Origin of the sequence: Halobellus ruber, from assembly GCF_014212355.1 — an archaeon.
Classification (GTDB): domain Archaea; phylum Halobacteriota; class Halobacteria; order Halobacteriales; family Haloferacaceae; genus Haloquadratum; species Haloquadratum rubrum.
Genome location: NZ_JACKXD010000002.1, coordinates 217,179 through 241,400 on the forward strand (window position 1 = coordinate 217,179; position 24,222 = coordinate 241,400).

Consider the following 24,222-nt stretch of genomic DNA (forward strand, 5'->3'; position numbering starts at 1 on the left):
CTCACGGGCCGGGACCGCCGGGGTTATCCCCTTTGGTGGAGTATTCCGTCCCAATGAGCCAGGACGCAACCACGGAGGGGGACCTCCGGAACACCGGAATGTCGCTGAAGCACGACCGGGAGTGGGACTACGAACTCGACCGGATCGTCGAGGCCGTCGAAGAGCGCGGCGCCGACAGGGTCGGCCTTCAGTTCCCCGAGGGGCTGAAACGCCGCGGCCCGGCGGTGGCCGACGACCTCCGCGCGCTGTGTGACGACGACGTGACTTTCCTCCTCTCGGGGCAGCCTTGCTACGGCGCCTGCGACCTCGACACCTACCTGATGCGCCGGACTGACGTGTTCGTTCACTTCGGCCACTCCCCGATGAAGGAGTCCGACAAGATCATCTACGTCCCCCTGTTCTCGAACGTCGATCCGTTCCCGATTATGGAGGAGGCGGTCGACGACCTCCCGGAAGACGACGTCGGCCTCGTCACCACCGCCCAGCACATGAACCGGTTCGACGAGATGGTGACGTGGCTGGAAGAGCGCGGCTACGACGTCCACACCCGACGGGGCGACGACCGACTCACCCACGAGGGGCAGGTGCTCGGCTGCAACTACGCCTCCGCCGACATCGACGCCGACCAGGTGCTCTACGTCGGCGGCGGGAAGTTCCACCCCCTGGGGCTGGCGATGGAACACCCCGACAAACGCGTCCTGATCGCCGATCCCGTCAACAACGTCGTGACCGTTGCCGACACCGAGAAGTTCCTGAAGCAGCGCTACGGCGCGGTCCACCGCGCGATGGACGCCGAGAAGTGGGGCGTGATCTTCTGCACCAAGATCGGGCAGGGCCGGATGGACGTCGCCGAATCGATCATCGAGGACAACGACGACGCCTACCTGATCACGATGGACGAGGTCACCCCCGACCGCCTGCGGAACTTCGATATGGACGCGTTCGTCAACACCGGCTGCCCGCGGATCACCACCGACGACGGCCCGCAGTTCCACAAGCCGATGCTCACGCCCGGCGAGTACCGGATCGCGGTCGGCGACAAACCCCTCGACTCGCTGTCGTTCGACACCTTCCACGGCACCTGGTGACCGTCCTAAGAGCAGCCGACTATTCCCTCCCGGCGTCAACCGCGGTTTCGACGTAGTGAACGGCCGCCGCCGCGTCCGCGACGTGTTCGACGTGGTCTACCTCGTGTGTGCCCAGCCCCGCGGTCGGGCGGTCGTAGACGCCCGCGAGGCCGAGTTCCGAGAGCGTGCCGTTCCCGCCGTCGACCGCGACGACGGCCTCGCCGTTCATCACGACCAATGCGTTCCGAGCGTGGCCCAGCCCCGTCGCGATCGGCACGTCCACGTGGGGGTTGGCGTCCGCCGGGTCGTCCGACGAGAGGATGCCGATGGTGTGGCCGCCGGCGTCGGATGCGCCCCGACAGACCGCCTCCATCGCGCCGCCGTAGCCGCCGCAGACGACGGTGTGGCCGCGCTCGGCGAGGCGCCGTCCGACCGCTTCGGCGGTTTCGGCCTGGGAGTCGGTGACGGTACTGCCGCCGATGACGCTGACTCGCATACCGGCGGCTCTCGGGGAGGGGAGGTAGTGGTTTCGGCCGCGTTGAGCGAGGGTATACTACCCACCGTCGGACCTGACTAGTCCGGATGGCGGGCGACTTTTTCACTACTGCCGACCTTGTTCCCCTGTGACCGACTCGACACCCTCCGACGGTGACTACTGCGCGGCGTGCGATCGCGTATCGCCGGACACCGAAAGTCGTTGGAGCGGTAGCTACCCATCCCGAGCCGACGCATAGGATGCGACAAGACCCGGACCCAGTAACCCGAACGCAATGCCTCCCGAACGAGGACCCGACGAACGGGTAGCAGACATCGTTGCGGGCGGTCGGGAAGTGGCCTCGGAGTTTCGAGAACTGGAGGCACCGGTCACGCGGTCGGTCGTCTCCGTCGTCGTGTTCGTGTTCGTCGGCCAGGCCCTCGCAGGCTTGAAAACGGGGATGACGATTCCGGCACTGGTGCGGTATCTGTTCGCGGAACACGCTGTGGTAGCGTGGACGTTGTCACCGGTACTTCACTACGGCGGACTCCACTTTCTCTTCAACGTCGTCACCATCTGGGGCGTCGGAGCTATCGTGGAACAGACCCTGTCGAGGAGGCGATACGTCTCTCTTCTCGTTCTCGCGGCAGTCGGATCGACTGCTGCCTCGTACCTCGCGAAGGCACCCTTCGGGGCCGTTCAAACGTCCACCTACGGTTCGAGCGGGATCGCCTACGCGGTCGCGACGTATTCAGTCGCCCGTGAATCCGAACACGGGGTCTCTGATCTCCAGGAGTTGGCCTCGACAGACGGCATCGCGCGTATCGCTGGGATGATCGCAATCCTCCTCGTCGCGTACGACATCGCTGCCGGTCCGTACGCAGCCGCAAACTGGTTCAACGGCAGCCATCTCGGAGGCGCAGTCGTCGGACTCGTCAGCGGACAGTATCTCTCCTGACGGGGGACGCGTCGCTAAGTCGACAACCGTGGTTTTCGTCCGCTTACCCGCCGTCGCCGCCGACCCGCGTGCCGTCGGGTCGCTTTGCGCCCTCGGAGTCGTGGACGACGACGCCGTCGGCGTCGGTCGGCGCGTAGTTGTCGCGGACCGCGATCGCCTCCTCCAACTCGCGGACCGCCCGCTCCTTCAGCGCCGCCGCCAACTCCTCGGCCTCCGCCCGGGAGATGTCGCGGCCCAGCCCCTCACACTCGTGGGCGCGAACTATGCCCTCGGTGTCAGCGGAACCGTCCGCGGCGGGTCCGTCTTCCCACGGGACCTCCGGTCCCGCACTCTCGACCGCCTCGCCCATCGGCTGTGTCGTGCCGCCCAGCGCGACGCTGAACGGGTAGGTCGCACAGATCAGCGGCCGATCATCGTGGACGGTACAGGCACCCTCGCCGTCGCTTTCCTCGTAGAAGGTGCAGTCGCCGCAGGCGTCGGTCCGCAGCGCCCACTCGAAGGTCTCGCCCGTCGGGCCGTCTTCTCCCTCGTCGAGCCCGTACGGCATCGGCCGGGCGACGTCCCGCCAGTCGTAGTCGGTGTCGCCGTCCGCCTCGGCGTCGCTCCCGCCGTCCCCGTCCGCGGCCGCCCGTAACCGCCGCACCTCGTCGGGGAACACCGTCGCGGTGTGGGGCTCCCGCTCGCCCTCGTCGGTCGTGTGGCCCTTACAGCAGGCCCCACACCGCGTGCACTCGAACCCGATCGACTCGATGGCGTCCGCGAGGTCGGACACCCGAAGGTCGCGGGCGCGGTCGAGTTCCGCCTCCAGCGTGGGCGTGTCGCTCACGTGCCGCTTTCACACCGGCGCGGGCAAAACACTCCCGGTGGCGACGCCCGCTACGCCGGCGCTACCGTCCCGGTTTCGGGGTCGAACGCCACCCGACCCTCCACGTCGAGTTTCTCCAAGTGTGCGACGACGGTCGCCCGCGCGAGGTCCTCGAACCCGGAGAGGTCCTTGTCGTAGGCGGCGTCGACGACCGCGTCGACGTCGCTGGCGCCGTCGCGAACCGCGGCCAGCACGCGCCGTTCGCGGTCGCGCCGGTGATCGAGCAACCGGCGGCAGGTCGCCCGCGGGTCGTCGATGACGGGCCCGTGACCGGGGCAGAGCCGCGGCGGGTTCCGCGCGTGGAGCCGTCGCAGCCCGACCAGATACCCCCGGAGGTCGCCCTCGGGGGCCGCCACGGCGACGCTGCTCTCGGCGATCGCCACGTCGCCGCAGACGGTTCCGGCCGCCGCCTCGAAGGCGACGTGGTCGGGTGCGTGCCCCTGGACGTCGATCACGTCGACCCCGTCGCCGGCCGGAATCCGCGTCCCCTCGACGACGGTCCGGTCCGGTTGGATCCCCGTAGCCTGCGCGAACCGGGCCTCGAACCCGCGGCGACACCAGACGGTCGCACCCGTCTCCGCCGCGTACTCCGCGACCGCCCCGACGTGATCGGGGTGCGCGTGAGTGACCGCAATGTGTTCGATCCCCGTAGCGTCGACGGCGGCGTCGAGGTCGTCGGTGCGGCCCGCCGGGTCAACGAGGAGTTCCTCACCGACGAGGTACGCGTTCGTCGCGCCGGTGGGGGCGCGTCCCTCGACCGGGACGGATACGCGGTCGAGCCCGTTTGCGACGGCCGATCGTCCGCTCACGCCGCCGGCTACAGCGGGCCGGTGGAAAACGGTGTCGGGTCCGACGGTCGTGCGTCCGACTTCAGGACCCGCAGACTACGTGTTGAGGAAGTAGACCTGCTTGCGGGCGTCCTGGAAGCTGTAGCGGGAGCCGACGAGGCCGGCCTCCTCCAGCCTGTTGAGGGCGTACCGGACGGTCCGGTCCGGGAGCAGCGACTCCTCGGCCAACTGCCCCTGTGAGAGGGGGGCGTCGCTTTCGAGAACTTTGGCTACGAGTTTCGCGCTCGGCGGCAACTCGCGGAGGCGGTCGCGGAACTCCGACTCCGAGAGCAGGTCGTCGCCCTCGAGATCTGCTGCACTGGTGCTCATACGGAAATTCACAGGCGTGCTTGTGGTAAAGGTTACCTACAAGTATGGGGAAACAATCCTTACACCTTATATCCGTATTAATCCGAGCGCCCGCGAGTCGCCCCTCCGGGCTCACCGTCGGGCGAATCCACCCCCAGCCCCCTATCAGTCGCGCGGTCGACGGTATCCAGTACGGTTTTAATCCGCGAGTGAGCACGGGAGGGTAGCGTGAAAGGAAAGGAGTGGTACCAGGCCGACGACGTCGCCCAGGAGTACGACTCGAAGCGGTTCTCGCGGGGCGGGAGACTCATCGACAGCCGCGAGAAGCGGGCGGTCGTCGACGCTATCGGCCCCGTCGAGGGCGAGGACGTCCTCGAGATCGCCTGCGGGACCGGGCGGTTCACCGTGATGCTCGCCGAACGCGGGGCGAACATCGTCGGGCTGGACATCTCCGACGCGATGCTGTCGCAGGGCCGTACGAAAGCCCGCGAGGCCGGCGTCGCGGACAACATCGAGTTCCTCCGCGGCGACGCCGCCCGGCTCCCGTTCCCCGACGATCACTTCGACGCCGTCTTCGCGATGCGGTTTTTCCACCTCGCGGACACCCCCACGAAGTTCCTGACCGAGATGGCCCGCGTCTCGAAGGATCTGGTCTTCTTCGACACCTTCAACGGCCGCAGCGCCCGCGTCGCGTACAACTGGCTGCTCCCGATGGGGTCGCACCTCTACTCGCGGTCGCAGGTCGACCGGCTACTCGACACCGCGGGCGTGCGGCTGATCGGTGACGAACACGACTTTCTGCTTCCGTACGGCTTCTACCGGAAGATCCCCAACGGGCTGGCACAGCAGTTCCGCGATATCGACACCACGATTGGCGACACGCCCGTGGGCGACGCGCTGGCGTCGGTCTCCTACTGGACGGCGTCCGTGGAGTGACCCACCCCGGGACGGCGCCGTCGCCCCCACGGGACGGCGGCTGGGGGTCGAAGTGTGGTATTTAAGTTTACGGGTCGCGTCCGCCCGGTTATGCAACTCTCGGTCGTGGTTCCGACGCTCAACGCGCGGGACCGTCTCGCGGCCACGCTCGACGTCTTGGCGTCGCGGGCGCCCGACGCCGAGGTGGTGGTGGTCAACGGCCCCTCGGCCGACGGCACCACCGGGATGGTGCGCGACCGGGACGACGTCGACGTGCTGGTGGAGGTCTCCGACCGGAACCTGAACGTCTCCCGAAACGCCGGGATCCGCGCGGCGTCGGGCGACGTAATCGCGTTTCTCCGCCACGACCTCGCCGTCGAGGAGGCGTGGGTACCCGCGATCGAGTCGGGGCTCGACCGCGCTCCGGTGGTGACCGGGCCGGTTCACGAGACCCTCCCCGCCGGGATGACCACGACATCGCCCGAACACAGCGAGATCCGTGGCCGTGAGGTGGCCTACTTCAACGGCGGGAACGTGGCGTTCCGTGCCGAGGCGCTCGACCGGATCGACGGCTTCGACGAGTACCTGGAGACCGGCGGCGCCCGCGACGCCGCCCACCGGCTCGCGGCGCTGGACTGCGACGTGGAGTGGCACTCCGAGATGTGCGTCCGGACCGAATACGAGGCCGACGGCGGGGTCACTGACCGCGACTACGGGTGGAAGTACCGCGCGTTGGCCTACCGGCTGGTGAAGAACTACGGGCTCCGGCCGACCGTGCTCCGCCGGATCATCTCCCTTGCCGGCAGCGACGCGCTGTCGGCCGCCCGCGACGTGGTCGCCGGCGACGCCACCCCGACGAACTGGTTCGGCACCGGCCGCGACGTGGTCGTGGGGACGGCCACCGGCTACTCCGACGGGCTGGTGGCCCGCGCCCGGGACCGGAGCCCCGAGCGGAACCCGCACGGCTGCTCGAAACGGGCCGACCGGGCGGTGGCGACGTACGACCGACGGTAGCCGGGCCACGAATGGCGCACTCAGGGCGCGGAGACCGAGCGTCCGGGAGTTTATGCCGGATCACGCGGCCACAGCGCGTGTGGTCTGAGGCTCGCCCCGCGCCGGGAAGCGATAGTCCGGCACGTCGGCGCGGGGACGGCGGTGTGCCGGCTGTTCGTAACTTCCGGTTTGCCTGTCGGTGGTCTCCCCATCACGACTCGCCGGGGCCGAGTCCGGGAACGACCCGCGAGGGGTTCGTCGAGAACGCCCGCCGCATCGCGTCCTCCGAGACGTCGAGGGTCAGGATCTCCATCACGCCGACGTTCGGATGCACCTCCGGGGCGCCGCTCCCGAAGAGTACCCGGTCGGGATGTTCCAACAGCGCCCGCTCCAACACGCTCCGGAACCGGACCTGGGCGGTATCGAGGTAGAGCCGGTCGTGCCCGTCGAGGAGGTCGATCGCGTCGGTCATAAGGTCGCGGTCCAGCGGGTAGCCGCCGAACCCGGCCAGGATCACGGGGATGTCGTGGTCGAGCAGCGTCTCCGCGACCGCGGCCGGCGGGAACGCCCGCCCGGCGTGGACGACCAGCGGCAGCCCCACGTCCGCGAGCTGTTCGAGGGTCTCCGCGTCAGGAACCCCGTCGGCCGCGGGCGCGAGCGTGAACCCGTGGAACCGGTCGTCGTAGGCGTACTGCTCGACGTCCTCGGGGCTGGTGTGATAGTCAGCGCGGGAGGCCGCCAGGTTCCGAAGCCGGCTCGACGCTCCCGATCCCGGGTCGCGGGGGCCGTTGATCCGGCCGAACGCGAGGAACGGCCGGTCAACGCTCAGCCGGGCCACGGCGTTGTTGGCCCGAAGATACCCCTCCCCAGCGGGGCGTTCCCCGGGCGCGACCACTGCACGCACGACCCCGGCCCGCCGGAGCTCGCGTTCGAGGACCTCGGGCGTCGTCTCGCGCCCACGGCTCGCGACCTCGGCCTCGTCAGTCGGATCGAGCCGGGCGTGGACGTCGACGACCCTGAACCCGTGGTTCAACTCCAGCATCGTGGCGTACTGTCGGACCGACGCAAATATAGCTTGGCGACACGCCGCCGGCTCACGCCTCGGTCAGTCGGACCTCGTCACCCGGGGCCAGTCCGAACGCGTCGGCACCGCGGCCGCGGTTGACGTCGCACTCCACGAACCCGTGACTGCCGACCGTCACCAGCCGCTCGCCGGCGTCGACGTCGGCGAACGCCCGCACGACGGCTGCTTCCGTTCCGTTGACGGAGAGCGTCCCCCCCTCGCGGCCGTCGAGGAACGATCCCGGAACGTTCGTGATCGCGTTCCCGAAGTCGTCGACGACGAGGACCTCCCCGCTGGCGGCGCCTGCCGTCACCTCGGCTTCGGGGAACCGGCAGTCGACGACCGCCCCGGCAGCGTCGTCCGGAGCGACGGACTCCAGCGGCGCGATCGCGTCGAGGGATTCGACCGCGTCGACGCCGACCTCGTGGACCGCGGCAGCGGCGGGGGCGAACACGTCGCGGCCGTGGAAGGTCGACGAGGCCGGATCGGCGTACTCGTAGCGGAAACATTCTACAGCGATGTCTGCCTCCGCGGCGATCCGGCGGGCGGCCGGCAGCGCGACGCCGTTGTCGGGGGCGACGATCGCGTGCCCGCCGACGCGGACGACAACCGCGTCACGGTCGGTCCCGACCCCGGGATCAACCACCACCAGGTGGACCGCCGGCGGGAAGTACGGCAGCGTCTCCCGGCACCAGAAGGCCGCCGCACGGACGTCCTGGCGGGGAAGGTCGTGGGCGATGTCGACGAGTCGGGCGTCCGTCCGTCGGAGGACGACCCCCTTCATCGCGGCGGGGTACGGCGAGCCGAAGTCGGAGGTGAGGGTGAGCATCGGTCTACTCGGGGTCGGCCGCGTCGCCGTTGGCGTCGGTGTCGCTGATCCGCTGGATCCGCTCGATGCCGTCGATCTCCTCGATCACGTCGACGACCGTCGTCGGGACGAGGCTCCGCCAGTCGCCGCCCTCGATCATCCGCTCGCGGAGCTCCGCGCCCTCTAAGACGTCCCGGTTGAACATCGGCGACTGCCGCACCTCGACGCCGGCCTCGGAGAACAGCTGGATCACCAAGGGGTTATTCGAGTAGGCAACGTCGAACGCGGGCGACATACTCTCGACGTGGCTCACCCACACGGAGTTTCGGTCGAGATCCTCGATCGGAACCGCGTAGGTCGTGACGTCGAGGTCGGCGACGGACTTCGTCACCATCATCACGCGCTCGCCCGCGGTGAACGGGTTCCGCGGGGTGTGGGAGTCGCCGGCGGACCCGATCCCGAGCACGAGCTCGTCGACCTCCGCTGCGATCTCCGTTACCATCCGGTGGTGGCCGTCGTGGTAGGGCTGGAACCGGCCGATGTAGAACCCCCGCATACCTCGCGTGACGGCCGCATCATTTATAAATACCCCGAGATCGGTCAACCCCAAAATATGCGGTACAAAACGGTTTAAACGTCGGATCTTGCAGTGCGGAACCGGTGCACGCGGGGAGAAAGTATATGAGTCGCCCGACCTTCCGTACAGATAGCGAATCATTCTATGAGTAACGACACGGAAGAGGACGAACACGCCCCCGAAGAGGGGGGCGGCGTCACCGAGGACGACCCCGAGTCGCCGCCGGAGCGCGAGGACCGGCTCCCCGAGGGGATCGCCGACGACCCCGAAGACGGGATCGACCCCGGCGACCGGCCGGGGAGCCGCAACGGCCACTCCGACGGCGAGACCGACGGAACGATCGACGACCTCGGGAGCGACGTCGAGGTCGACGCCGAAGTCGCAGACGATATCGGCGAGGACGACCTGCTGGGCGGGTTGAAGATCGACTCCACCGACGAGATCGATGTCCCCGACCGGCTGGTCGACCAGGTCATCGGGCAGGAACACGCTCGCGACGTGGTGATGAAGGCCGCAAAGCAGCGGCGCCACGTGATGATGATCGGCTCGCCCGGAACCGGCAAGTCGATGCTGGCGAAGGCGATGTCCGAACTGCTGCCGCCCGAGGAGCTTCAGGACGTCCTCGTCTACCACAACCCCGACGACGGGAACAACCCGAAGGTGCGGACCGTTCCCGCCGGCAAGGGCGACCAGATCGTCGAGGCCCACAAGGAGGAGGCCCGGAAGCGCAACCAGATGCGGTCGTTCCTGATGTGGATCATCATCGCGATCGTCATCGGGTACTCGTTCATCATCGCGGGCCAGATCCTGCTGGGGATCCTCGCGGCCGGGGTCATCTACCTCGCGTTCCGCTACGGCTCCCGCGGTAGCGACGCGATGGTGCCGAACCTCATCGTCAACAACGCCGACACGACGACCGCGCCGTTCGAGGACGCGACGGGCGCCCACGCCGGCGCGCTGCTCGGCGACGTCCGGCACGACCCGTTCCAGTCCGGCGGGATGGAGACGCCGAGCCACGACCGCGTCGAGCCCGGCGCCATCCACAAGGCCAACAAGGGCGTGTTGTTCGTCGACGAGATCAACACGCTGGACATCCGCAGCCAGCAGCACCTGATGACGGCGATCCAGGAGGGCGAGTTCCACATCACGGGCCAGTCCGAGCGCTCCTCGGGCGCGATGGTCCAGACCGAGCCCGTTCCGACGGACTTCATTATGATCGCTGCGGGGAACCTCGACGCGATGGAGAACATGCACCCCGCGCTGCGCTCGCGGATCAAGGGCTACGGGTACGAGGTGTACATGGACGACACGATCGAGGACACCCCCGATATGCGCCGGAAGTACGCCCGGTTCGTGGCCCAGGAGGTCAGCAAGGACGGACGGCTGCCGGAGTACTCCGCGGAGGCGATCGAGGAGGTCATCCTCGAGGCCCGGCGCCGCGCCGGCCGGAAGGGGCACCTCACGCTGAAGCTCCGGAACCTGGGCGGCTTGGTCCGGGTTGCGGGCGACATCGCCCGCTCGGAGGACGCCGACTTCGTCACCCGCGATCACGTGCTCCAGGCGAAGGGCCGGAGCCGGTCGATCGAACAGCAGCTCGCCGACGACTACATCGAGCGCCGGAAGGACTACGAACTCCAGGTCTCGGAGGGCTACCAGGTCGGCCGCGTCAACGGCCTCGCCGTGATGGGCGAGGACTCGGGGATCATGCTCCCCGTGATGGCCGAGGTGACGCCCTCCCAGGGCCCCGGCGAGGTCATCGCCACCGGCCAGCTGAAGGAGATGGCCCAGGAGGCAGTCTCGAACGTCTCGGCGATCATCAAGAAGTTCTCCGACGAGAACATCTCCGAGAAGGACATCCACATCCAGTTCGTCCAGACCGGCCAGCAGGGCGTCGACGGTGACTCCGCGTCGATCACGGTCGCGACGGCGGTGATCTCGGCGCTGGAGGACGTCGGCGTCGACCAGTCGCTGGCGATGACCGGCAGCCTGTCGGTCCGGGGGGACGTGCTCCCGGTCGGCGGGGTGACCCACAAGATCGAGGCCGCCGCGAAGTCGGGGTGTGACCGCGTGATCATCCCCGCGGCGAATATGCAGGACGTAATGATCGAGGAGGAGTACGAGGAGATGGTCGAGATCATCCCGGTCTCGCACATCAGCGAGGTCCTCGACATCGCCCTCGAAGGGGAACCCGAGAAGGACTCGCTGGTCGCCCGACTGAAGAGCATCACCGGATCGGCGCTCTCGAAGGGCGAGACGGTCTCGGGGCCCTCCAGCCCGAGCCCGCAGTAACGGTTCGATGCCCGAGTGGGCGACGTTCGTCGGCTTCGCGGCCGTCGTCACCTCCGGGCTGCTCGTTCTCTCCCACGCGTCACGCGGCGTCATCGACGACGGTAGCGAGGCGCCCGACCGCACGGACTCCGCTGTCGGGCCCGAGGGGCCGAAGTTCGGCCGTCCGGACGCCGACCGATCCGATACATCCGGCGACGGCCTCGACACCGACAGACCGGTGTCCGGCGACGCGAACCGAGCGCCCCCGTCCCGCGTTCCGGGGCCGGACGGTCGAAGCGAGGCGATCGGCGCGGACGCGCCGGACGCGACGCCCGCCGTTGACCGCGCCGACACCGATCCCCGATCCGAGCGGGTCGTGCTCCCGAAGTCGGGCGTCACCTACCGGCCGTCGGACGCTCGATCCGGGTCCCGGGCCGCCGACGACGCGGACCCGCTTTCGACGCCGTCGCTTTTGGCGAACGTGGCGGTCTCCCAGGGGCTGTTCGGCGCCTTGCTGCTCGTGGGGGCGTGGTACGCCGAGATTCCGGCGTGGGCGTTCGGCGTCGGTTCCGGCACGACCGGGCTCCCGGCGGTCGCGACGGGGGTCGGACTCGGCGTCGCCCTCTACGTCGCGAACGAGGCCGGGGCGGCGATCGGCGCCCGGTTCGGGTTCGACGTCGGTGACGGCCAGCGGCTCCGGGGTGCGCTCGCGCCCGACACGTCGCTCGGGTGGGTGCTCCTGCTTCTGGTCGTGCTCCCCGTGATCGCGGGGTTCGAGGAGGTGCTGTTCCGGGGCGCGTTGATTGGGGTCGCCGCTGCCGGATACGACGTGTCGCCGTGGCTGCTCGCGGTCGTCGCCTCCGGCGCGTTCGCGCTCGGCCACGGCGCGCAGGGCCGGCTGGGGGTAGTCGTGACCGGCGCCCTGGGGTTCGTCCTCGCGGCGGCGTTCGTGGTCTCCGGGAGCCTGCTCGTCGTGATCGTCGCCCACTACCTCGTGAACGCCCTGGAGTTCGTCGTCCACGAGGGGCTCGGAGCGGCGTGGCCGCCCGACTCGGCCTGACACCCGTCGACTTCACATAACTCCTTTCACCGCCCGGCTCGGGGGTAGCGTATGGACAGTCGTTCGCGGACGATCCTTCGGTCGGTACTCATCGGCTACATCGCGCTGATCGCCGCCTCGATCCTGCTCGACAACCCGGTGGTGACCACGGCGGCCGACCTGGGGTTCGCCGCCATTGCGGGGGTCTTCGCGTACGTGATCTACACCGGGGCCTCGGCGTCGGACGACCGCCGGGTCGTTCTCGGTGCGGTCGGCGCGCTCGTCGGCGCGGCGATCGCGCAGGTGCTGGCGCTGTTGCCCGGCTTCGCCACGTTCGAGACGGCCTCGACGGTGCTTTTCATTCTGGGGTTCCTCGGCTACTTCGTGATCCGGCGCGGGTAGGCCACCCGACGGTCGGGGGTGCCGTCAAGCCGACGCGACGCCCGCGTCCGGCTATCCGGACTCGACCGCCCGGAGCCGTTCTGCGACCTCCGCCGGGGCCCCGCCCGGCGCGTCGCGGACACGGTGGTCCGGGACGAAAAGCGGGATCGGGTTCTCCGCCAGCGCGGTCCGGGCGGTTCCGCGGTCGCCGTCGTCGTCGGGGTCCAGCCCTGCCATCCTGAGCACCCGGTCGAGCGACACCGTCTCGCCGTACGGGACGTTCCGGGTCGCCTCTAAGACGCGCCGGTGGTCCGTGGGGACTGTGAGCGCGATCTCGACGTCGTCGAAGTGGTCCTCGGCCCCGCCGAGGTAGGCGTCGATCCGGTCGAGGAGCGGATGATCGCCGCCGGCGTCGTCATTCGGCGTCGCCGGGAACGAGACGCTGATCACGCTCCCGCTCGCGACCCCGACCTCGACTACCCGACCCAACCGATCGAACTCCCGGGCGAAGACGCCGTCCATACCCGGGTGATCGTCCGCGATCGGTCTAACGGTGACGGTGTCCCCGCGGACGCGCGGCCAGCGACCCGGCCGGCGGTCGCGACGCGCAAGTCTTATGTGCAAAAGAGTCCACCAGTGAACATAGATGGACGCTAGTGATGATGACCTTGCGCCGGAGGTGCGGTCGATCCTCGACGCCGCCGTCGAGCGCGCCGGTGACGACACCCGGATCGCGGTCGACGCGCGGTCGTTCCCCGAGGCGGTCGCCGCGGCCGAGGCCGACGGGCGCGTGCCGGTCGTCGCGGAGATCAAGCCGACCAGCCCGACGACCGAGGGCCGGCGGGACGACGACCCGGTCGAACTGGCTCGGGAGATGGTCGGCGGCGGCGCGGCGGCGCTGTCGGTCCTGACTGAACCCGACTTCTTCGGCGGGTCGATCGAGCGGCTCGAACGGATCCGGGAGGCGGTCGACGTCCCGGTGCTCCGGAAGGACTTCGTCGTCCACGAATCGCAACTCGACGCGGTCGCCGCCGATCTGGTCCTCCTGATCGCGCGGTTCCTCGACGCCGAGGGGACCGACTCGCTGTCGGTCCTGTACGACGCCGCCCTCGATCGCGGCTTCCAGCCCCTCGTCGAGGTCCACACCCGCGAGGAACTGGAGCGAGCGCTCGACGTCGGCGCGGGGATGATCGGGATCAACAACCGCGATCTCGGACGGTTGGAAGTCGATCTCGGGACGTTCGAGCGACTCGCCCCCCGCGTTCCGGACGACGTGACGCTCGTCGCCGAAAGCGGGGTCGCGACCGCGGCGGACGTCCGGCGGATGCGCGAGGCGGGGGCGGACGCGCTGTTGATCGGGACGGCTATTATGGACGGGGACGTGCAAGCGAACACCGAGCGACTGACCACAATCGACGCCCCGAACGCGGGGCGACGCGCGGACACCACCACGAAGTTTACAACACGATGACACAACGATACGCGGACGGGAAGTTCGGCGACTACGGCGGACAGTACGTGCCGGAGGTGCTGATGCCGGCAATCGAGGAGCTCACCGACGCCTACGAGCGGTACGTCCTCGAAAACGAGGACGGGTTCATGGACGAGTTCCGGGCACGGCTCCGGGACTTCGGGGGCCGACCGACGCCGACCCAGTACGCCGAGAACCTCTCGGAGCGGTACGACCGCGAGGTGTACCTGAAGCGGGAGGACCTGCTCCACGGCGGCGCCCACAAGCTCAACAACGCCCTCGGCCAGGTATTGCTGGCGAAGTATATGGGCAAAGAGCGGATCGTCGCCGAGACCGGCGCGGGCCAGCACGGCACCGCGACCGCGATGGCGGCCGCACACCTGGGGATGCCGTGTGAGATCTACATGGGCGAACGCGACATCAACCGCCAGCGCCCCAACGTGTTCCGGATGCGGCTGAACGGGTCGGAGATCACGCCGGTCACCACCGGCCGTGGCACCCTCAAGGAGGCGATATCCGAGACGATGCGGGACTGGGCGACCAACGTCGAGGACACCCACTACGTGATCGGGTCGATCGTCGGCCCCCATCCGTTCCCGTCGATGGTCCGGGACTTCCACAGCGTGATCTCGACGGAGACCCGCCGCCAGCTCCGCGAACAGACCGGCGGGCTCCCCGACGCGGTGTTGGCGTGCGCCGGCGGCGGTTCCAACACGATGGGGATGTTCACCGACTTCGTCGACGACGACGGGGTCGAACTCTACGCCGTCGAGGCCGGCGGGTCTAGCCTCGAAGTCGACGAGGAAGCCGGCGTCGCCCCCAACTCCGCGTCGCTGTCGACCGGCCACGAAGGGGTGCTCCACGGCGCCCGGACGAAGATCCTCCAGGACGCCGACGGCCAGGTGATGGAGAGCCACAGCGTCTCCTCGGGGCTCGACTACGCGGGCGTCGGCCCCGAACTCGCACACCTCGTCGACGAGGGGCGGGTCCACGCGGTCAACGTCGACGACGACGCCGCGCTCGAAGCGTTCCACCGGCTCTCCCAGCTCGAGGGCGTGATTCCGGCGCTGGAGACCGCACACGCCTTCGGATATCTGGAGGAAAACCACGACGAGCTGGGCGAGACGATCGTGCTCAACGTCTCCGGCCGCGGCGACAAGGATCTTGAAGCCGCGATCGAGGAGACCGAGGCACGAGACATCGACATCGCCCCGTCGATGGCGGAGTTCTCGGGAGGGATCTGAGATGCGACGTGCCGGCTCCGACCTGGAAGCCGCCTTCGCCGACGGCCCGGCGTTCGTGCCGTACCTCGCGGCGGGCGATCCCGACTACGAGTCGTCGCTGGCGTACGTGGAGGCCTTGGAACGCGGCGGCGCCGACGTGATCGAACTCGGCCTCCCCTTCTCGGAGCCGATCGCGGAGGGGCCCACCATCCAGAGCGCCGTCGTCCGGGCGCTCGAAGCCGGGATGACCCCAGACCGGTTTTTCGCGTTCGTCGAGGAGCTCGACGTCGACGTGCCGCTGGTGTGTATGACCTACTACAATCTGCTCTACCAGTACGGTTCCGAACAGGGTCCACGTCCCTTCGTCGAGCGCGCCGCCGAGGTCGGCCTCTCGGGCTTCGTCGTCCCGGACCTCCCCGCCGAGGAGGCCGAACCGCTCCGGGAGGCCTGCGACGAGTTCGGGCTGGATCTCGTGTTCATCGTCGCGCCCACCACCGAAGGCGAGCGACTCCACCGGAATATGGAGCACGTCTCGGGGTACGTCTACGTCCAGGCGCGGACGGGCGTCACCGGCGCGAAGGACGACGTCTCCGAGCAGACCGAACGCAGCCTCGAACGCCTCGCCGACTACGACGTGCCGAAGGCGGTCGGCTTCGGAATCAAGACCGGCGAACACGCCGAGCGGATCGTCGCCGGCGGCGCCGATGGCGTCATCGTCGGCAGCGCCCTCGTCGACATCGTTGCCGAGGGTGTCGAAAACGACACCCCGACCGAGGCGGTCGCCGCCCGGTTAGCGGAGAAGTCCCGGGAGCTGAAGGCCGGGGCCGAACGCGGATACGCACAACGTGTGCCACAAGCGGAAGGCAACTGACCGCTTCGGCAGCCTGACGCCCACGGCATCCCGGGCGTCCGGCTGTCGTATCCTCCACTCCGGCGGCCCCGTTGCATTCCTCAATCGGCGGGACGTTCCCGCGGCCGTGCTGAACTCTGCCCGCTCGTGTCGTACACCCTACGCTCAGTAATTCCGGCTCCACTTCTTGATGTACGGGTCGGCCTGCCCCGTCTGAATACTCACGCGAACCCTCCCTGTGGCGACATCTCGAACTCGAACCGTGCTCCGCCATCGGTTCCATCGGTTACGGAAAGCTCCCAGCCGTGGGCTTCCACGATTCGTTTGACGATGGTCAACCCGAACCCAGTACCACCACGCGCCGACGAATGCCCCGGTTCGAACACCTCGTCACGCTCTTCGACTGGAATCCCCGGCCCATCGTCTTCGACGTAGATTCCCCGTTCGTCGTGACGGCCGACACGAACGGTCACGTCGGACCCACCGTGTTCGACGGCGTTCCGGAACAGGTTCTCGAACACGTGCCGCAATCGGTTGGGATCGCCCTGGAAGGTCATCTCGTCGATGATCTCGATGACTGCGTCGTCCGTGTCCACTGTCCCCCAGCACTTCCCGACGAGGTCAATCAAACTGACCGACTCCGTTTCGGTTATGCTGTCGCCCTGACGAGCGAGGGTCAGCGTGTCCTCGACGATCGCCTCCATCCGGTCGAGCGCCTGCAGGAGTGGATCCAGATGATCGCTCTCTGCCCGTTCGGCAAGGAGCGTGGCACGACCCTGTGCGACGTTGAGCGGGTTGCGCAAATCGTGAGAGATGACGCTCGCAAACTCCTCGAGCCGCTCGTTCTGCCGGCGTAACTGTCGCTCCCGTTCGACGCGTTCAGTCACGTTCCGAGTGACCCCAACGAGGCGAGTTGTTTCGCCATCGGAGACGACCGGCGCAAGGTTCGTCTGCCAGAAGCGTGCGCCTTCGCCGACCCGGAGTTCCTCCTGGTACGAGATCGGCTCGCCAGCGTTGACACACCGGTGATAGTTCGCTTCTAACTCGGCTCCCTGTTCTTCACCGAACACGGCTCGTGGCGTCCGGCCCTGCACGTCCTCGGTCGTAATGCCAGTCTGGCGCTCGTAGGAGGGGCTGAGACGTTCAAACTCGAATCGGACGCGGTCCCTATTTTCCTCGACGTCGATGAGAAAGATGGCGTCCTCCACACTGTTCAGGAGGGCCTCGTACTCTTCGGCGAGCTCCCGGGCTTCGAGCTGATACTCCTTTCGCTCGGTGATGTCCCGACTGCTGAGGAGAATCCCATCGATGACGCTGTCGTCGAGTCGATTTCGCATCGTGGCCTCGATCCACCGCCACGAGCCGTCGGCGTGGCGGAATCGGACCTCGACGGTCTCGGGTTCAGACGGGTTCGAGAGAACGGTCTCCAGCGCGTCGGCGTTTCGTTCCCGGTCCTCGGGATGGACGAACTCGAATCCCTCGTGGCCAACCACCTCGTCGGGGTCGTAGCCGAGAATCCGTGTGACGGCCGGACTGACGTAGGTTATCCTTCCATCGGTATCGACGACCGTTGTGAGATCATTTGTTTCCTCGACAAGTGCCCGATACCAGTCGGGCCCGTGGTTATCGCTTTCTTCGAGAGTCGTATCGTCTTCCATTGGTCGTACTACGTCCAGTACGCGTGTATGTATTTTGAACTCGTGTGCCATCTCCCGTGGAAGCGGCACTATCTACACTGTCCGCATATCGTTAGCAGGTTTTGCTGAGTATGTTCTCCGTACGTTGCACGCCATACGTATCAATCTACGGGGGTTTCAACGAAGCCAGTCTGTCCGTTCTCCCGGAGTGAACTGTATCCGCTCCCGCAGTCGAACAGGAAGGCTCCGTCGAGTTCATCAGGAACCTGGGTATGATCCGTGAGTTTAGCGGCGTCCCCGCGGGTCGTTTCGAGTACGGGGCCGTACCGGACGCTGTTCATCAGAATACGCGTAAAATCGGGGTATGCCCCGGCCTCTTGATACTGTCGGCTATGACTGCGTGAAGATGTTCCACACCCCGGGGTGTCGAAATCCGTCACGCGACTACAGCCGACAGTATGAGCAGTCGTGGATCTCACGATGTCCGTCCGATGGACTGCCGGGCGAGGGGATCGGTCGAACTTCCGAAGCGGTGAGCGGGTCCGACACCACCGGTGCCGGAGCATACGGTCCGGCAGCGGTACAGTTCGGGTGTACCTCCGAAAAAAGCGCCACGGAGTACGTTCTTCGGGAGGTGCGGGGTGTATCCGGGTATCAGGCCGGCGAAGTGGGTGGGGACCGACGTTCCCGGTCGCGTCGGAAGGTGACGTAGGCGGCCGGGGCGCCCGAGCGGATCCCGACCAGGACCGCCGACGCGAGACCCATTGCCTGTGTCGAGAGGACGACGGCGAGTCCACCGCCGGTGACAAAACCCAAGAGTGCTGCGGTCGTCGTCCGGAACCGGCGTACCGTGTCCTGAGATGCCGTTCCAGTCCTCAGTCGTTCGTCCCAGTAGGTGAGCCCCAGATACCTGAAGGCGACGAGTACGACCCCGACTACGAATCCAACGGGGAGTCCGAGCAACACCGAGGGCCAGACGTGTGGGTCGAGCAGTTCCGTCACACCGGCCCCGGCTCCGATGAACCCGAGGGCACCCACGGACAGACTCACTACCCGTTTGGAGTATCTGTGCATTACCTGTCGGTTCTCCGTACAATAGTATCACCATAGCGACGATTCTGCGCTTCCGAGAACCGGCCCGCTCATCGGGGACGGACAACACGGTCGCGAGCAAGTGTAACAGGCCGTCGCTGCCCAGCTTTCCCGTCCGGTCGCACCCGGTCACAGCCTCCCTTTCGACGGACTCCTTGCAATCGGGCGACCACGCCGAGTCTCGGATCGTGAGCTCAGGTACCCCGCTTTCACTTCCATCGTGTCGACTGGTAGAAACTCGGCCGGTAGTGGTTCCGGATACACCCCGGTCCCCGGAGAGACACCTCCATCTCGTCGCTGACAGTTCCGACGAGCGTGTCAGCGACGGGCCCTCCCCGCGCTCCTCCGTTCTCGGTTCGCGGCGCGTGGGCTGTCCACGGCGAGACGGTCGACTCTCGGGGATGCTGCCGGCGTCCCACACGGCGGAACGTCACGCGGGGGAGTGTTCGTTTCCTTCCGGCGAGAGTGCGGTCCCCTCCCGTCGGCCTGCCGGGTTTCGGTCTACAGCCGCCCGCTTGCAACGCGCCGCCCGGTACTCCCGTGCCTCCAACGACCGGGGTCGGCGTCATCCCAGTACTGAAACGTGAGGCGCCGGCCCCGAGCCTCCGGTCACCGCTATTGCCGTGACTGTCCGCCGTCCCCTGCCGGATTCACGTTGCCGCCGTCGGTCTGCGTTACCGCCGACACACCTCCCGTTTGCGCGTCTGCACTCTCCGTCCTTCCTCCGGAACGAGTATCGAACTCCGAGACGTTGTCGTCGAGGGTGGCCGCGATCTGCGAGAGCTGCTGGACGTTCGTGCTGACTTCCGAAACCGAAGCGGTCTGTTCTTCGGTCGCGGCCGAGACATCGCTCGCTTCTGCGGCGGTCTGGTCACTCACGCTCGACACCTCGTCTACCATCGCAACCACTTCTTCCGACGACGCCGCCTGGTCCTCGGTGGCGTCACTGATCTCCTGAATACCCGCTTCGGCTTCGTCGACCGCTGTCGCAATCTCGTCGAACATCTCGATCGTGTCCTCGATCGTCTCCGACCCGCGTTCGACACGATTTCGCATCACCTCGATCCCGTCGACTGTCTCACCGGCCGTCGACTGGACCATTGCGATCTGGTTTTCGATCTCCGTAGTCGCGTCACTAACCTCCTGTGCGAGGCTCTTGATCTCGTCTGCGACGACAGCAAACCCTTCGCCGGCCTCTCCGGCCCGAGCCGCCTCGATGGACGCGTTCAACGCGAGTATGTTCGTCTGTTCGGCGATCCCGGTGATCAGATCGACGATGTCTCCGATCTCCTCCATCTTCTCGTCGAGCGTCTTGACTTGACCCACTGCGTCGTCCGCCTGCGCCTCGATCGAACTGATCTCCTCGGTCGCTTCGGCTGCGTACTCCTGGCCCACCTCGCTGCGTTCGACAGCGGCTTCGGCCGTCGAGGTCACCTCCTCCGCCGAGGAGGCGATCTCCTCGATGGTCGCGGACACGTCGTTCATCTCCCCCGCAACCTTGCTGAGGTTCTCGCTTTGCGTATCCGCGCCGTGGGAAATCTCCTCGACCGAACCGGCGACCTGTTCGCTCGCCTGTTCGATCTCTTCGGTACTCTCCGCGATCAGGTCGCTTGAGGCGGCCACCTCGTCGGCGACGTCCTGAATGGTTCCCACGCTGTCGCTGAGTTGGTCGATACCCGCTTCGAGGTCCCGCAACACGGTGCCGTACACACCGGGGTAGTCGGTCTCGAATCGACGGTCGAGCTGTCTGGTCTTCAGCCCTTCACTCGCGGTCGCGATCTGCGCGAAGGCGTCGGATAGCGTTTCGGTTCCCTCTTCGAGGTCATCCAGCACAGTACCGTACTGCCCCGGTTTGTCGGAGGCGATGGTCTGATCGAGGTCGCCCGTCCGCAGGCTGTTGCTCGCCTCCTGTATCTCCCCGAAGCTGGTCGTGAGTTGGGTGGTCCCCGAGTCGAGGTGTCGCATAATCTCCCCGTACTGCCCCGGGTACTCGGTGTTGATATCCTGGTGGAGGTCCCCCGTTTCGAGGTTACGGCTCACAGTATCGAGGTCCCCGAAGACGGCGCGGAGCTTCCCCTGCATCTCCTTGATCGCCGTGACCATCCGCCCGATCTCGTCGTCTTCGACGTGGTCGTCGACCTCCGTGGTGAGGTCCCCGTTGTTGGCCGCAACGGCGGCCTCGGTCAACTGTCTGATCGGCGTTGTGATGCGTCTGGCCACGAACAGGCCGATCACGATCGCGAAGACGAACGCACCGAGCGTGAGTCCGATAACCTCCTGCTGTGCCGTCTGCGTGTTGCTGTCAGCAGCAGCCACCTGAGCTTCGAGGTCCTCCTGCGCTGATCCTTCGATGGCGTGAGCGTTCTCCTCCATTTCGATCCGTAATTCCTCCATCCGGGCCGCCTTCCGTTCAGCGAGGTCGTCGTTACCTGCGTTCTTTGCCTCGAAGAACTCCGTGCCGAGTTGACTGTACTCCTGGTGTTGCGATTGGAGCGTCTCGAACCGTGCTGCCTGCTCCGCACTCAACTCGCTTTCCTCTAAGCGCTCTGCGTGCTCGGTGTACAGTGCCTCCGCGTCGTTGAACTGCTCCTGTGCGCCGGACTCACCGAGCTGTGCTGCCTGTATTGCCCCCCGTTGTCGCTCGATGGCAACGATCATCTCCGCCGAAGCGTCCATCCTGATTCCGTCCTCTGCGATCAGGTGAGCCTCCTCGTCCACAGTGCTGACCGCCGTATAGCCAACCGCCCCAGTCACAGCGACTAATAGGGCGACGAGGACGAACGCGACGATCAGTTTTGGCCTCAGGTCCAGCTGGTCGATGGTAACTCTTTCGAGCATCAATATGGAAAATGAAATTAACACGTAATCAATACTCTCACTTAATATCATATATGATTGTTGCTGAATATCCGAGTTTAAGTTTGAATCTTACAAAAATAAGCCTCATTTGATATCCAAATAGGGTGAGATATTCATACGAATAAGAAATTATGAAATCTGCTGTCCGCTGCCCGATTCTACTGAACGCGAGTTCGCACGAGGTACGGGGCCAATTGATATTGTCGGTTATAGTAGCGTTTGCAACTGGCTGCACATCCGATCGCACGACGGCGTGCGAACGAGTGAGCGAAGACTTGCAAACGCCACTATAGTGAGCAAACCTGAACCCGGTTTCGGGGTCCACGTTTCGGCTGTGGGCAACTCCGAAATAATCCACCTCGTAACCGTTTTAACGGACGGTTGCCACAGTCTCACACACGATGACCACAGGACTCGCCGCACGGCTCGAACGGATCTCCACAGGGGGGCGATACCTCGTCGTCCCGATGGACCACGGCATCACACTCGGCCCGGTCAAGGGACTCGTCGATCTCGAATCGACCGTCGACGCGATCACCCGCGGGGGCGCCGACGCGGTACTCACCCAGAAGGGCGTCGCCGCCCGCGTCCACGAGCACAAAAACGGGAAGGGGTTCATCGTCCACCTCAACGGCTCTACCTCCATCGGCCCCGACTCAAACGACAAGCGCCGGACCGGCACCGTCGAGGAGGCGTTGCGGGCCGGCGCGGACGCGGTGTCGTTCCACATCAACGTCGGCAGCGACCACGAACCCGACCAGTTGACGGAGTTGAGCGACGTGATCGAGACCGCACACCGGCTCGGGGTTCCCGTCCTCGCGATGAGCTACGCCCGCGGGCCGGGCGTCGACGAACACGACGCCGAGAGCCTGGCACACGCCGTCCGGATCGCCGAGGAGCTGGGCGCCGACGTGGTGAAGACCGCCTACTCCGGCGACCCCGACACCTTCGAGCGGGTGTGTGAAGCCACCCGGCTGCCGGTCGTCATCGCGGGGGGAAGCCGCGGTACCGACCGCGAAACCGCCGAGATGGTCCGCGGCGCGATGGACGCGGGCGCCGCCGGCGTCTCGATGGGGCGGTCGATCTTCCAGCACGACGACCCCGGGGCGATCACCCGCGCGGTCAGCGCGATCATCCACGACGACGCCGACGCCGCCGACGCGATCGACGCCGCCGGGCTCGCAGTCGAGGCGTAGACCGCTGCCGCGGGTCCGCTTTCCCAGCTCCGAGGGCGGGTTTTGATGATCGGTCGCTGTCGGGGAACCGCCGGCGGATGGGACCGGAAAGGGGCCTTCACGCCCCTGTCCGGGTTGATCCTTCCCGATCGAGTAGTCCCGGTCCGGAATCCGTCCGGGTGTCGTCCGTGAACGGCGAAAAATCGCGTTTCTCGGTGAAAACCCCGAGGGGCCGCGACGCGGTCAGCCGCGCCGCCGCAGGATTACGACGGCGGCGACGATCACAGCCACGAGACCGAGCGCGGCAACGGGCAGCAGGTCGAACCCGCCCGGTTCGGCGGGAAGCGATGTCGGCTGTGCCGTCTCGACCGCGTCCGGGGGCTCCGGCGTCCCCGTCTCGGCCGCCGGCGTCGGCGTCTGTGTCCCGCCCGCGAGCGTCGGCGTCGCCGTGACGGTGGCCCGGTCGTCGACCTGGATCACCGCGAACGGCGAGAACTGGTCGACGCTGCCCGCAAGCACGAGCGGGTTCCTGGAGGCGACCGTGGTGTCGAGGCTCTGCCACCCGCCGTCGGTGTAGTGGACGATCCGGAGGTTCTCCGGCTGCGCATTGAACTCGTCCACCCTCGATTGCGAGATGGTGATGCGCACTGTCGCCGGCCCGCTGGTCGGGTCCGGCGCGGAGATGTCGACCGTGCTGATCCGCTCACCCTGCTCGGGTTCGGAGACTCCTTCGGGCAGTTCGTTCAGCTCCTCGACGGTCGCCTCGCCGGTCGCCCCCGGTACAGTGACCCGTACGCTGGTCACTCCGGATATGCCGTCCGAGAGGTTGACCTCGGCACTTCCGTCGTCGAGGTCACTCGACTCGCTGACGGGCGAGGAGCCGGTGCCGGTATCAGCACCAGCGCCGCCGCCAGCCCCGGCGCTACCGCCCCCGCCGTCGGCAGGTGCCTCGGCATTCTCGAACGTGCCGGCCGGGAACGTTAGATCCTGCTCGTAGACGCCGGCGTCGAGGTCGTACGTCGACTCCGACTGCGGGCCGTCCGCCGAGTTGACGTGGAACCGCACCTCCGTGCCGGTTCCGCTGTCGATACGGAGTTTGTCGTCGGTCGCGTCCGACCCGCCGTACTGGCCGGCGGTCTCGACGGTGATCGATCCCTCGACGGAGGTGTTGCCCTCCTCGTCGGTCGTGACGGCGTAGATCGTCGTGCCCGTCGGTGCTGCGGTTCCGTCGGCATCCTCAACGGAGCCGTAGAACGACGCCGGTTCACCCGGCGGATCCTCCTGGGCCGTCGCGACCGCTGCACCGCCGCTGATGACGACAGCGAGGGCGACCATCGCAACGGCAAGTATGTTTTTCGTTGTCATTTTCT

The 24,222-nt window shown here is 67.0% G+C and carries 24 protein-coding genes; 11 read left to right on the forward strand and 13 right to left on the reverse strand.

Annotated features, from left to right (window positions below):
* Positions 1 to 53: 53 nt before the first annotated feature.
* Positions 54 to 1,088 (forward strand): diphthamide biosynthesis enzyme Dph2, encoded by a 1,035-nt coding sequence (dph2, locus tag H5V44_RS06130; RefSeq protein ID WP_185192233.1) that lies wholly within the window; start codon positions 54 to 56, stop codon positions 1,086 to 1,088.
* Between the two features lie 19 nt (positions 1,089 to 1,107).
* Here dph2 and H5V44_RS06135 read toward each other — a convergent pair whose 3' ends face one another.
* Positions 1,108 to 1,563, reverse strand: coding sequence for a TIGR00725 family protein (locus H5V44_RS06135; protein WP_185192234.1), 456 nt, complete (start codon positions 1,561 to 1,563; stop codon positions 1,108 to 1,110).
* Positions 1,564 to 1,837: 274 nt separating this feature from the next.
* Here H5V44_RS06135 and H5V44_RS06140 point away from each other — a divergent pair, with 274 nt between their 5' ends.
* Positions 1,838 to 2,500, forward strand: coding sequence for a rhomboid family intramembrane serine protease (locus tag H5V44_RS06140; protein ID WP_185192235.1), 663 nt, complete (start codon positions 1,838 to 1,840; stop codon positions 2,498 to 2,500).
* Positions 2,501 to 2,543: 43 nt separating this feature from the next.
* Here the strand turns inward: H5V44_RS06140 and H5V44_RS06145 are convergent, their stop codons facing one another.
* From H5V44_RS06145 to H5V44_RS06155, 3 genes are all read right to left on the reverse strand, one after another.
* Positions 2,544 to 3,326 (reverse strand): YkgJ family cysteine cluster protein, encoded by a 783-nt coding sequence (locus H5V44_RS06145; protein ID WP_185192236.1) that lies wholly within the window; start codon positions 3,324 to 3,326, stop codon positions 2,544 to 2,546.
* Between the two features lie 50 nt (positions 3,327 to 3,376).
* The gene (locus H5V44_RS06150) at positions 3,377 to 4,174 is read right to left on the reverse strand and encodes an MBL fold metallo-hydrolase (RefSeq protein WP_185192237.1); all 798 of its coding nucleotides are present in this window, start codon (positions 4,172 to 4,174) and stop codon (positions 3,377 to 3,379) included.
* A gap of 75 nt (positions 4,175 to 4,249) precedes the next feature.
* Entirely contained in the window at positions 4,250 to 4,522 is a 273-nt protein-coding gene (locus H5V44_RS06155) for a winged helix-turn-helix domain-containing protein (RefSeq protein ID WP_185192238.1), read from the reverse strand.
* A 207-nt stretch (positions 4,523 to 4,729) separates the two neighbouring features.
* Between H5V44_RS06155 and H5V44_RS06160 the strand changes: the two genes are divergently transcribed.
* Together H5V44_RS06160 and H5V44_RS06165 are read left to right on the forward strand one after the other, a co-directional pair.
* Positions 4,730 to 5,437, forward strand: coding sequence for a methyltransferase domain-containing protein (locus tag H5V44_RS06160; protein WP_185192239.1), 708 nt, complete (start codon positions 4,730 to 4,732; stop codon positions 5,435 to 5,437).
* A gap of 90 nt (positions 5,438 to 5,527) precedes the next feature.
* Positions 5,528 to 6,430: a glycosyltransferase family 2 protein gene (locus tag H5V44_RS06165; protein WP_185192240.1), complete on the forward strand. Its 903-nt coding sequence runs from the start codon at positions 5,528 to 5,530 to the stop codon at positions 6,428 to 6,430.
* Between the two features lie 190 nt (positions 6,431 to 6,620).
* Here the strand turns inward: H5V44_RS06165 and H5V44_RS06170 are convergent, their stop codons facing one another.
* The 3 genes from H5V44_RS06170 to H5V44_RS06180 are packed head-to-tail and all read right to left on the reverse strand — an operon-like array spanning position 6,621 to position 8,836.
* Entirely contained in the window at positions 6,621 to 7,451 is an 831-nt protein-coding gene (locus H5V44_RS06170; RefSeq protein WP_185192241.1) for an amidohydrolase family protein, read from the reverse strand.
* 52 nt (positions 7,452 to 7,503) lie between these two features.
* On the reverse strand, positions 7,504 to 8,301 hold the full coding sequence (locus H5V44_RS06175) for an SAM hydrolase/SAM-dependent halogenase family protein (protein ID WP_185192242.1): 798 nt from the start codon (positions 8,299 to 8,301) through the stop codon (positions 7,504 to 7,506).
* Between the two features lie 4 nt (positions 8,302 to 8,305).
* Positions 8,306 to 8,836, reverse strand: a complete 531-nt coding sequence (locus tag H5V44_RS06180) for a nicotinamide-nucleotide adenylyltransferase (RefSeq protein WP_185192243.1) — start codon at positions 8,834 to 8,836, stop codon at positions 8,306 to 8,308.
* Positions 8,837 to 9,001: 165 nt separating this feature from the next.
* On the opposite strand from H5V44_RS06180, the gene lonB reads away from it, so the two are divergent.
* The 3 genes from lonB to H5V44_RS06195 are packed head-to-tail and all read left to right on the forward strand — an operon-like array spanning position 9,002 to position 12,566.
* Positions 9,002 to 11,146 (forward strand): ATP-dependent protease LonB, encoded by a 2,145-nt coding sequence (lonB, locus tag H5V44_RS06185; protein WP_221625606.1) that lies wholly within the window; start codon positions 9,002 to 9,004, stop codon positions 11,144 to 11,146.
* Between the two features lie 7 nt (positions 11,147 to 11,153).
* Positions 11,154 to 12,185 (forward strand): type II CAAX endopeptidase family protein, encoded by a 1,032-nt coding sequence (locus H5V44_RS06190; protein ID WP_185192244.1) that lies wholly within the window; start codon positions 11,154 to 11,156, stop codon positions 12,183 to 12,185.
* Positions 12,186 to 12,236: 51 nt separating this feature from the next.
* Positions 12,237 to 12,566 (forward strand): hypothetical protein, encoded by a 330-nt coding sequence (locus tag H5V44_RS06195; RefSeq protein ID WP_185192245.1) that lies wholly within the window; start codon positions 12,237 to 12,239, stop codon positions 12,564 to 12,566.
* Between the two features lie 51 nt (positions 12,567 to 12,617).
* Here H5V44_RS06195 and H5V44_RS06200 read toward each other — a convergent pair whose 3' ends face one another.
* Positions 12,618 to 13,067 (reverse strand): MGMT family protein, encoded by a 450-nt coding sequence (locus H5V44_RS06200; RefSeq protein WP_185192246.1) that lies wholly within the window; start codon positions 13,065 to 13,067, stop codon positions 12,618 to 12,620.
* A 124-nt stretch (positions 13,068 to 13,191) separates the two neighbouring features.
* Between H5V44_RS06200 and trpC the strand changes: the two genes are divergently transcribed.
* From trpC to trpA, 3 genes are read left to right on the forward strand one after another with little or no spacing between them, the layout of a single operon-like run.
* On the forward strand, positions 13,192 to 14,016 hold the full coding sequence (gene trpC / locus H5V44_RS06205; RefSeq protein WP_185192247.1) for an indole-3-glycerol phosphate synthase: 825 nt from the start codon (positions 13,192 to 13,194) through the stop codon (positions 14,014 to 14,016).
* Complete coding sequence (trpB, locus tag H5V44_RS06210; RefSeq protein WP_185192248.1) at positions 14,013 to 15,260, forward strand: tryptophan synthase subunit beta; 1,248 nt, start codon at positions 14,013 to 14,015, stop codon at positions 15,258 to 15,260. The genes trpC and trpB overlap by 4 nt, the downstream gene beginning before the upstream one ends.
* A gap of 1 nt (position 15,261) precedes the next feature.
* Positions 15,262 to 16,110: a tryptophan synthase subunit alpha gene (gene trpA / locus H5V44_RS06215; protein ID WP_185192249.1), complete on the forward strand. Its 849-nt coding sequence runs from the start codon at positions 15,262 to 15,264 to the stop codon at positions 16,108 to 16,110.
* Positions 16,111 to 16,310: 200 nt separating this feature from the next.
* On the opposite strand, the gene H5V44_RS06220 is transcribed toward trpA, so the two are convergent.
* The 4 genes from H5V44_RS06220 to H5V44_RS06235 all read right to left on the reverse strand — a co-directional run bounded on the left by H5V44_RS06220 (position 16,311) and on the right by H5V44_RS06235 (position 21,656).
* A complete protein-coding gene (locus tag H5V44_RS06220) occupies positions 16,311 to 17,747 on the reverse strand; it encodes a PAS domain S-box protein (RefSeq protein ID WP_185192250.1) in 1,437 nt (478 codons plus the stop codon).
* A gap of 140 nt (positions 17,748 to 17,887) precedes the next feature.
* The gene (locus H5V44_RS06225) at positions 17,888 to 18,067 is read right to left on the reverse strand and encodes a hypothetical protein (protein WP_185192251.1); all 180 of its coding nucleotides are present in this window, start codon (positions 18,065 to 18,067) and stop codon (positions 17,888 to 17,890) included.
* 313 nt (positions 18,068 to 18,380) lie between these two features.
* Positions 18,381 to 18,776 (reverse strand): hypothetical protein, encoded by a 396-nt coding sequence (locus H5V44_RS06230; RefSeq protein ID WP_221625607.1) that lies wholly within the window; start codon positions 18,774 to 18,776, stop codon positions 18,381 to 18,383.
* Between the two features lie 657 nt (positions 18,777 to 19,433).
* Complete coding sequence (locus H5V44_RS06235) at positions 19,434 to 21,656, reverse strand: methyl-accepting chemotaxis protein (RefSeq protein WP_185192253.1); 2,223 nt, start codon at positions 21,654 to 21,656, stop codon at positions 19,434 to 19,436.
* A 422-nt stretch (positions 21,657 to 22,078) separates the two neighbouring features.
* Between H5V44_RS06235 and H5V44_RS06240 the strand changes: the two genes are divergently transcribed.
* On the forward strand, positions 22,079 to 22,873 hold the full coding sequence (locus H5V44_RS06240) for a 2-amino-3,7-dideoxy-D-threo-hept-6-ulosonate synthase (RefSeq protein ID WP_185192254.1): 795 nt from the start codon (positions 22,079 to 22,081) through the stop codon (positions 22,871 to 22,873).
* Between the two features lie 222 nt (positions 22,874 to 23,095).
* Here H5V44_RS06240 and H5V44_RS06245 read toward each other — a convergent pair whose 3' ends face one another.
* On the reverse strand, positions 23,096 to 24,217 hold the full coding sequence (locus H5V44_RS06245; RefSeq protein WP_185192255.1) for a PGF-pre-PGF domain-containing protein: 1,122 nt from the start codon (positions 24,215 to 24,217) through the stop codon (positions 23,096 to 23,098).
* Between the last annotated feature and the right edge of the window lie 5 nt (positions 24,218 to 24,222).

Coding starts and splice junctions, on each gene's coding strand:
- H5V44_RS06175 (WP_185192242.1), bottom strand. CDS start 8,301: ATGCTCACCCTCACCTCCGACTTCGGCTCGCCGTACCCCGCCGCGATG.
- trpA (WP_185192249.1), top strand. CDS start 15,262: ATGCGACGTGCCGGCTCCGACCTGGAAGCCGCCTTCGCCGACGGCCCG.
- H5V44_RS06140 (WP_185192235.1), top strand. CDS start 1,838: ATGCCTCCCGAACGAGGACCCGACGAACGGGTAGCAGACATCGTTGCG.
- H5V44_RS06170 (WP_185192241.1), bottom strand. CDS start 7,451: ATGCTGGAGTTGAACCACGGGTTCAGGGTCGTCGACGTCCACGCCCGG.
- H5V44_RS06225 (WP_185192251.1), bottom strand. CDS start 18,067: ATGAACAGCGTCCGGTACGGCCCCGTACTCGAAACGACCCGCGGGGAC.
- H5V44_RS06135 (WP_185192234.1), bottom strand. CDS start 1,563: ATGCGAGTCAGCGTCATCGGCGGCAGTACCGTCACCGACTCCCAGGCC.
- H5V44_RS06235 (WP_185192253.1), bottom strand. CDS start 21,656: ATGCTCGAAAGAGTTACCATCGACCAGCTGGACCTGAGGCCAAAACTG.
- H5V44_RS06200 (WP_185192246.1), bottom strand. CDS start 13,067: ATGGACGGCGTCTTCGCCCGGGAGTTCGATCGGTTGGGTCGGGTAGTC.
- H5V44_RS06240 (WP_185192254.1), top strand. CDS start 22,079: ATGACCACAGGACTCGCCGCACGGCTCGAACGGATCTCCACAGGGGGG.
- H5V44_RS06190 (WP_185192244.1), top strand. CDS start 11,154: ATGCCCGAGTGGGCGACGTTCGTCGGCTTCGCGGCCGTCGTCACCTCC.
- H5V44_RS06195 (WP_185192245.1), top strand. CDS start 12,237: ATGGACAGTCGTTCGCGGACGATCCTTCGGTCGGTACTCATCGGCTAC.
- H5V44_RS06165 (WP_185192240.1), top strand. CDS start 5,528: ATGCAACTCTCGGTCGTGGTTCCGACGCTCAACGCGCGGGACCGTCTC.
- H5V44_RS06180 (WP_185192243.1), bottom strand. CDS start 8,836: ATGCGGGGGTTCTACATCGGCCGGTTCCAGCCCTACCACGACGGCCAC.
- H5V44_RS06155 (WP_185192238.1), bottom strand. CDS start 4,522: ATGAGCACCAGTGCAGCAGATCTCGAGGGCGACGACCTGCTCTCGGAG.
- trpB (WP_185192248.1), top strand. CDS start 14,013: ATGACACAACGATACGCGGACGGGAAGTTCGGCGACTACGGCGGACAG.
- H5V44_RS06245 (WP_185192255.1), bottom strand. CDS start 24,217: ATGACAACGAAAAACATACTTGCCGTTGCGATGGTCGCCCTCGCTGTC.
- dph2 (WP_185192233.1), top strand. CDS start 54: ATGAGCCAGGACGCAACCACGGAGGGGGACCTCCGGAACACCGGAATG.
- H5V44_RS06220 (WP_185192250.1), bottom strand. CDS start 17,747: ATGGAAGACGATACGACTCTCGAAGAAAGCGATAACCACGGGCCCGAC.
- trpC (WP_185192247.1), top strand. CDS start 13,192: ATGGACGCTAGTGATGATGACCTTGCGCCGGAGGTGCGGTCGATCCTC.
- lonB (WP_221625606.1), top strand. CDS start 9,002: ATGAGTAACGACACGGAAGAGGACGAACACGCCCCCGAAGAGGGGGGC.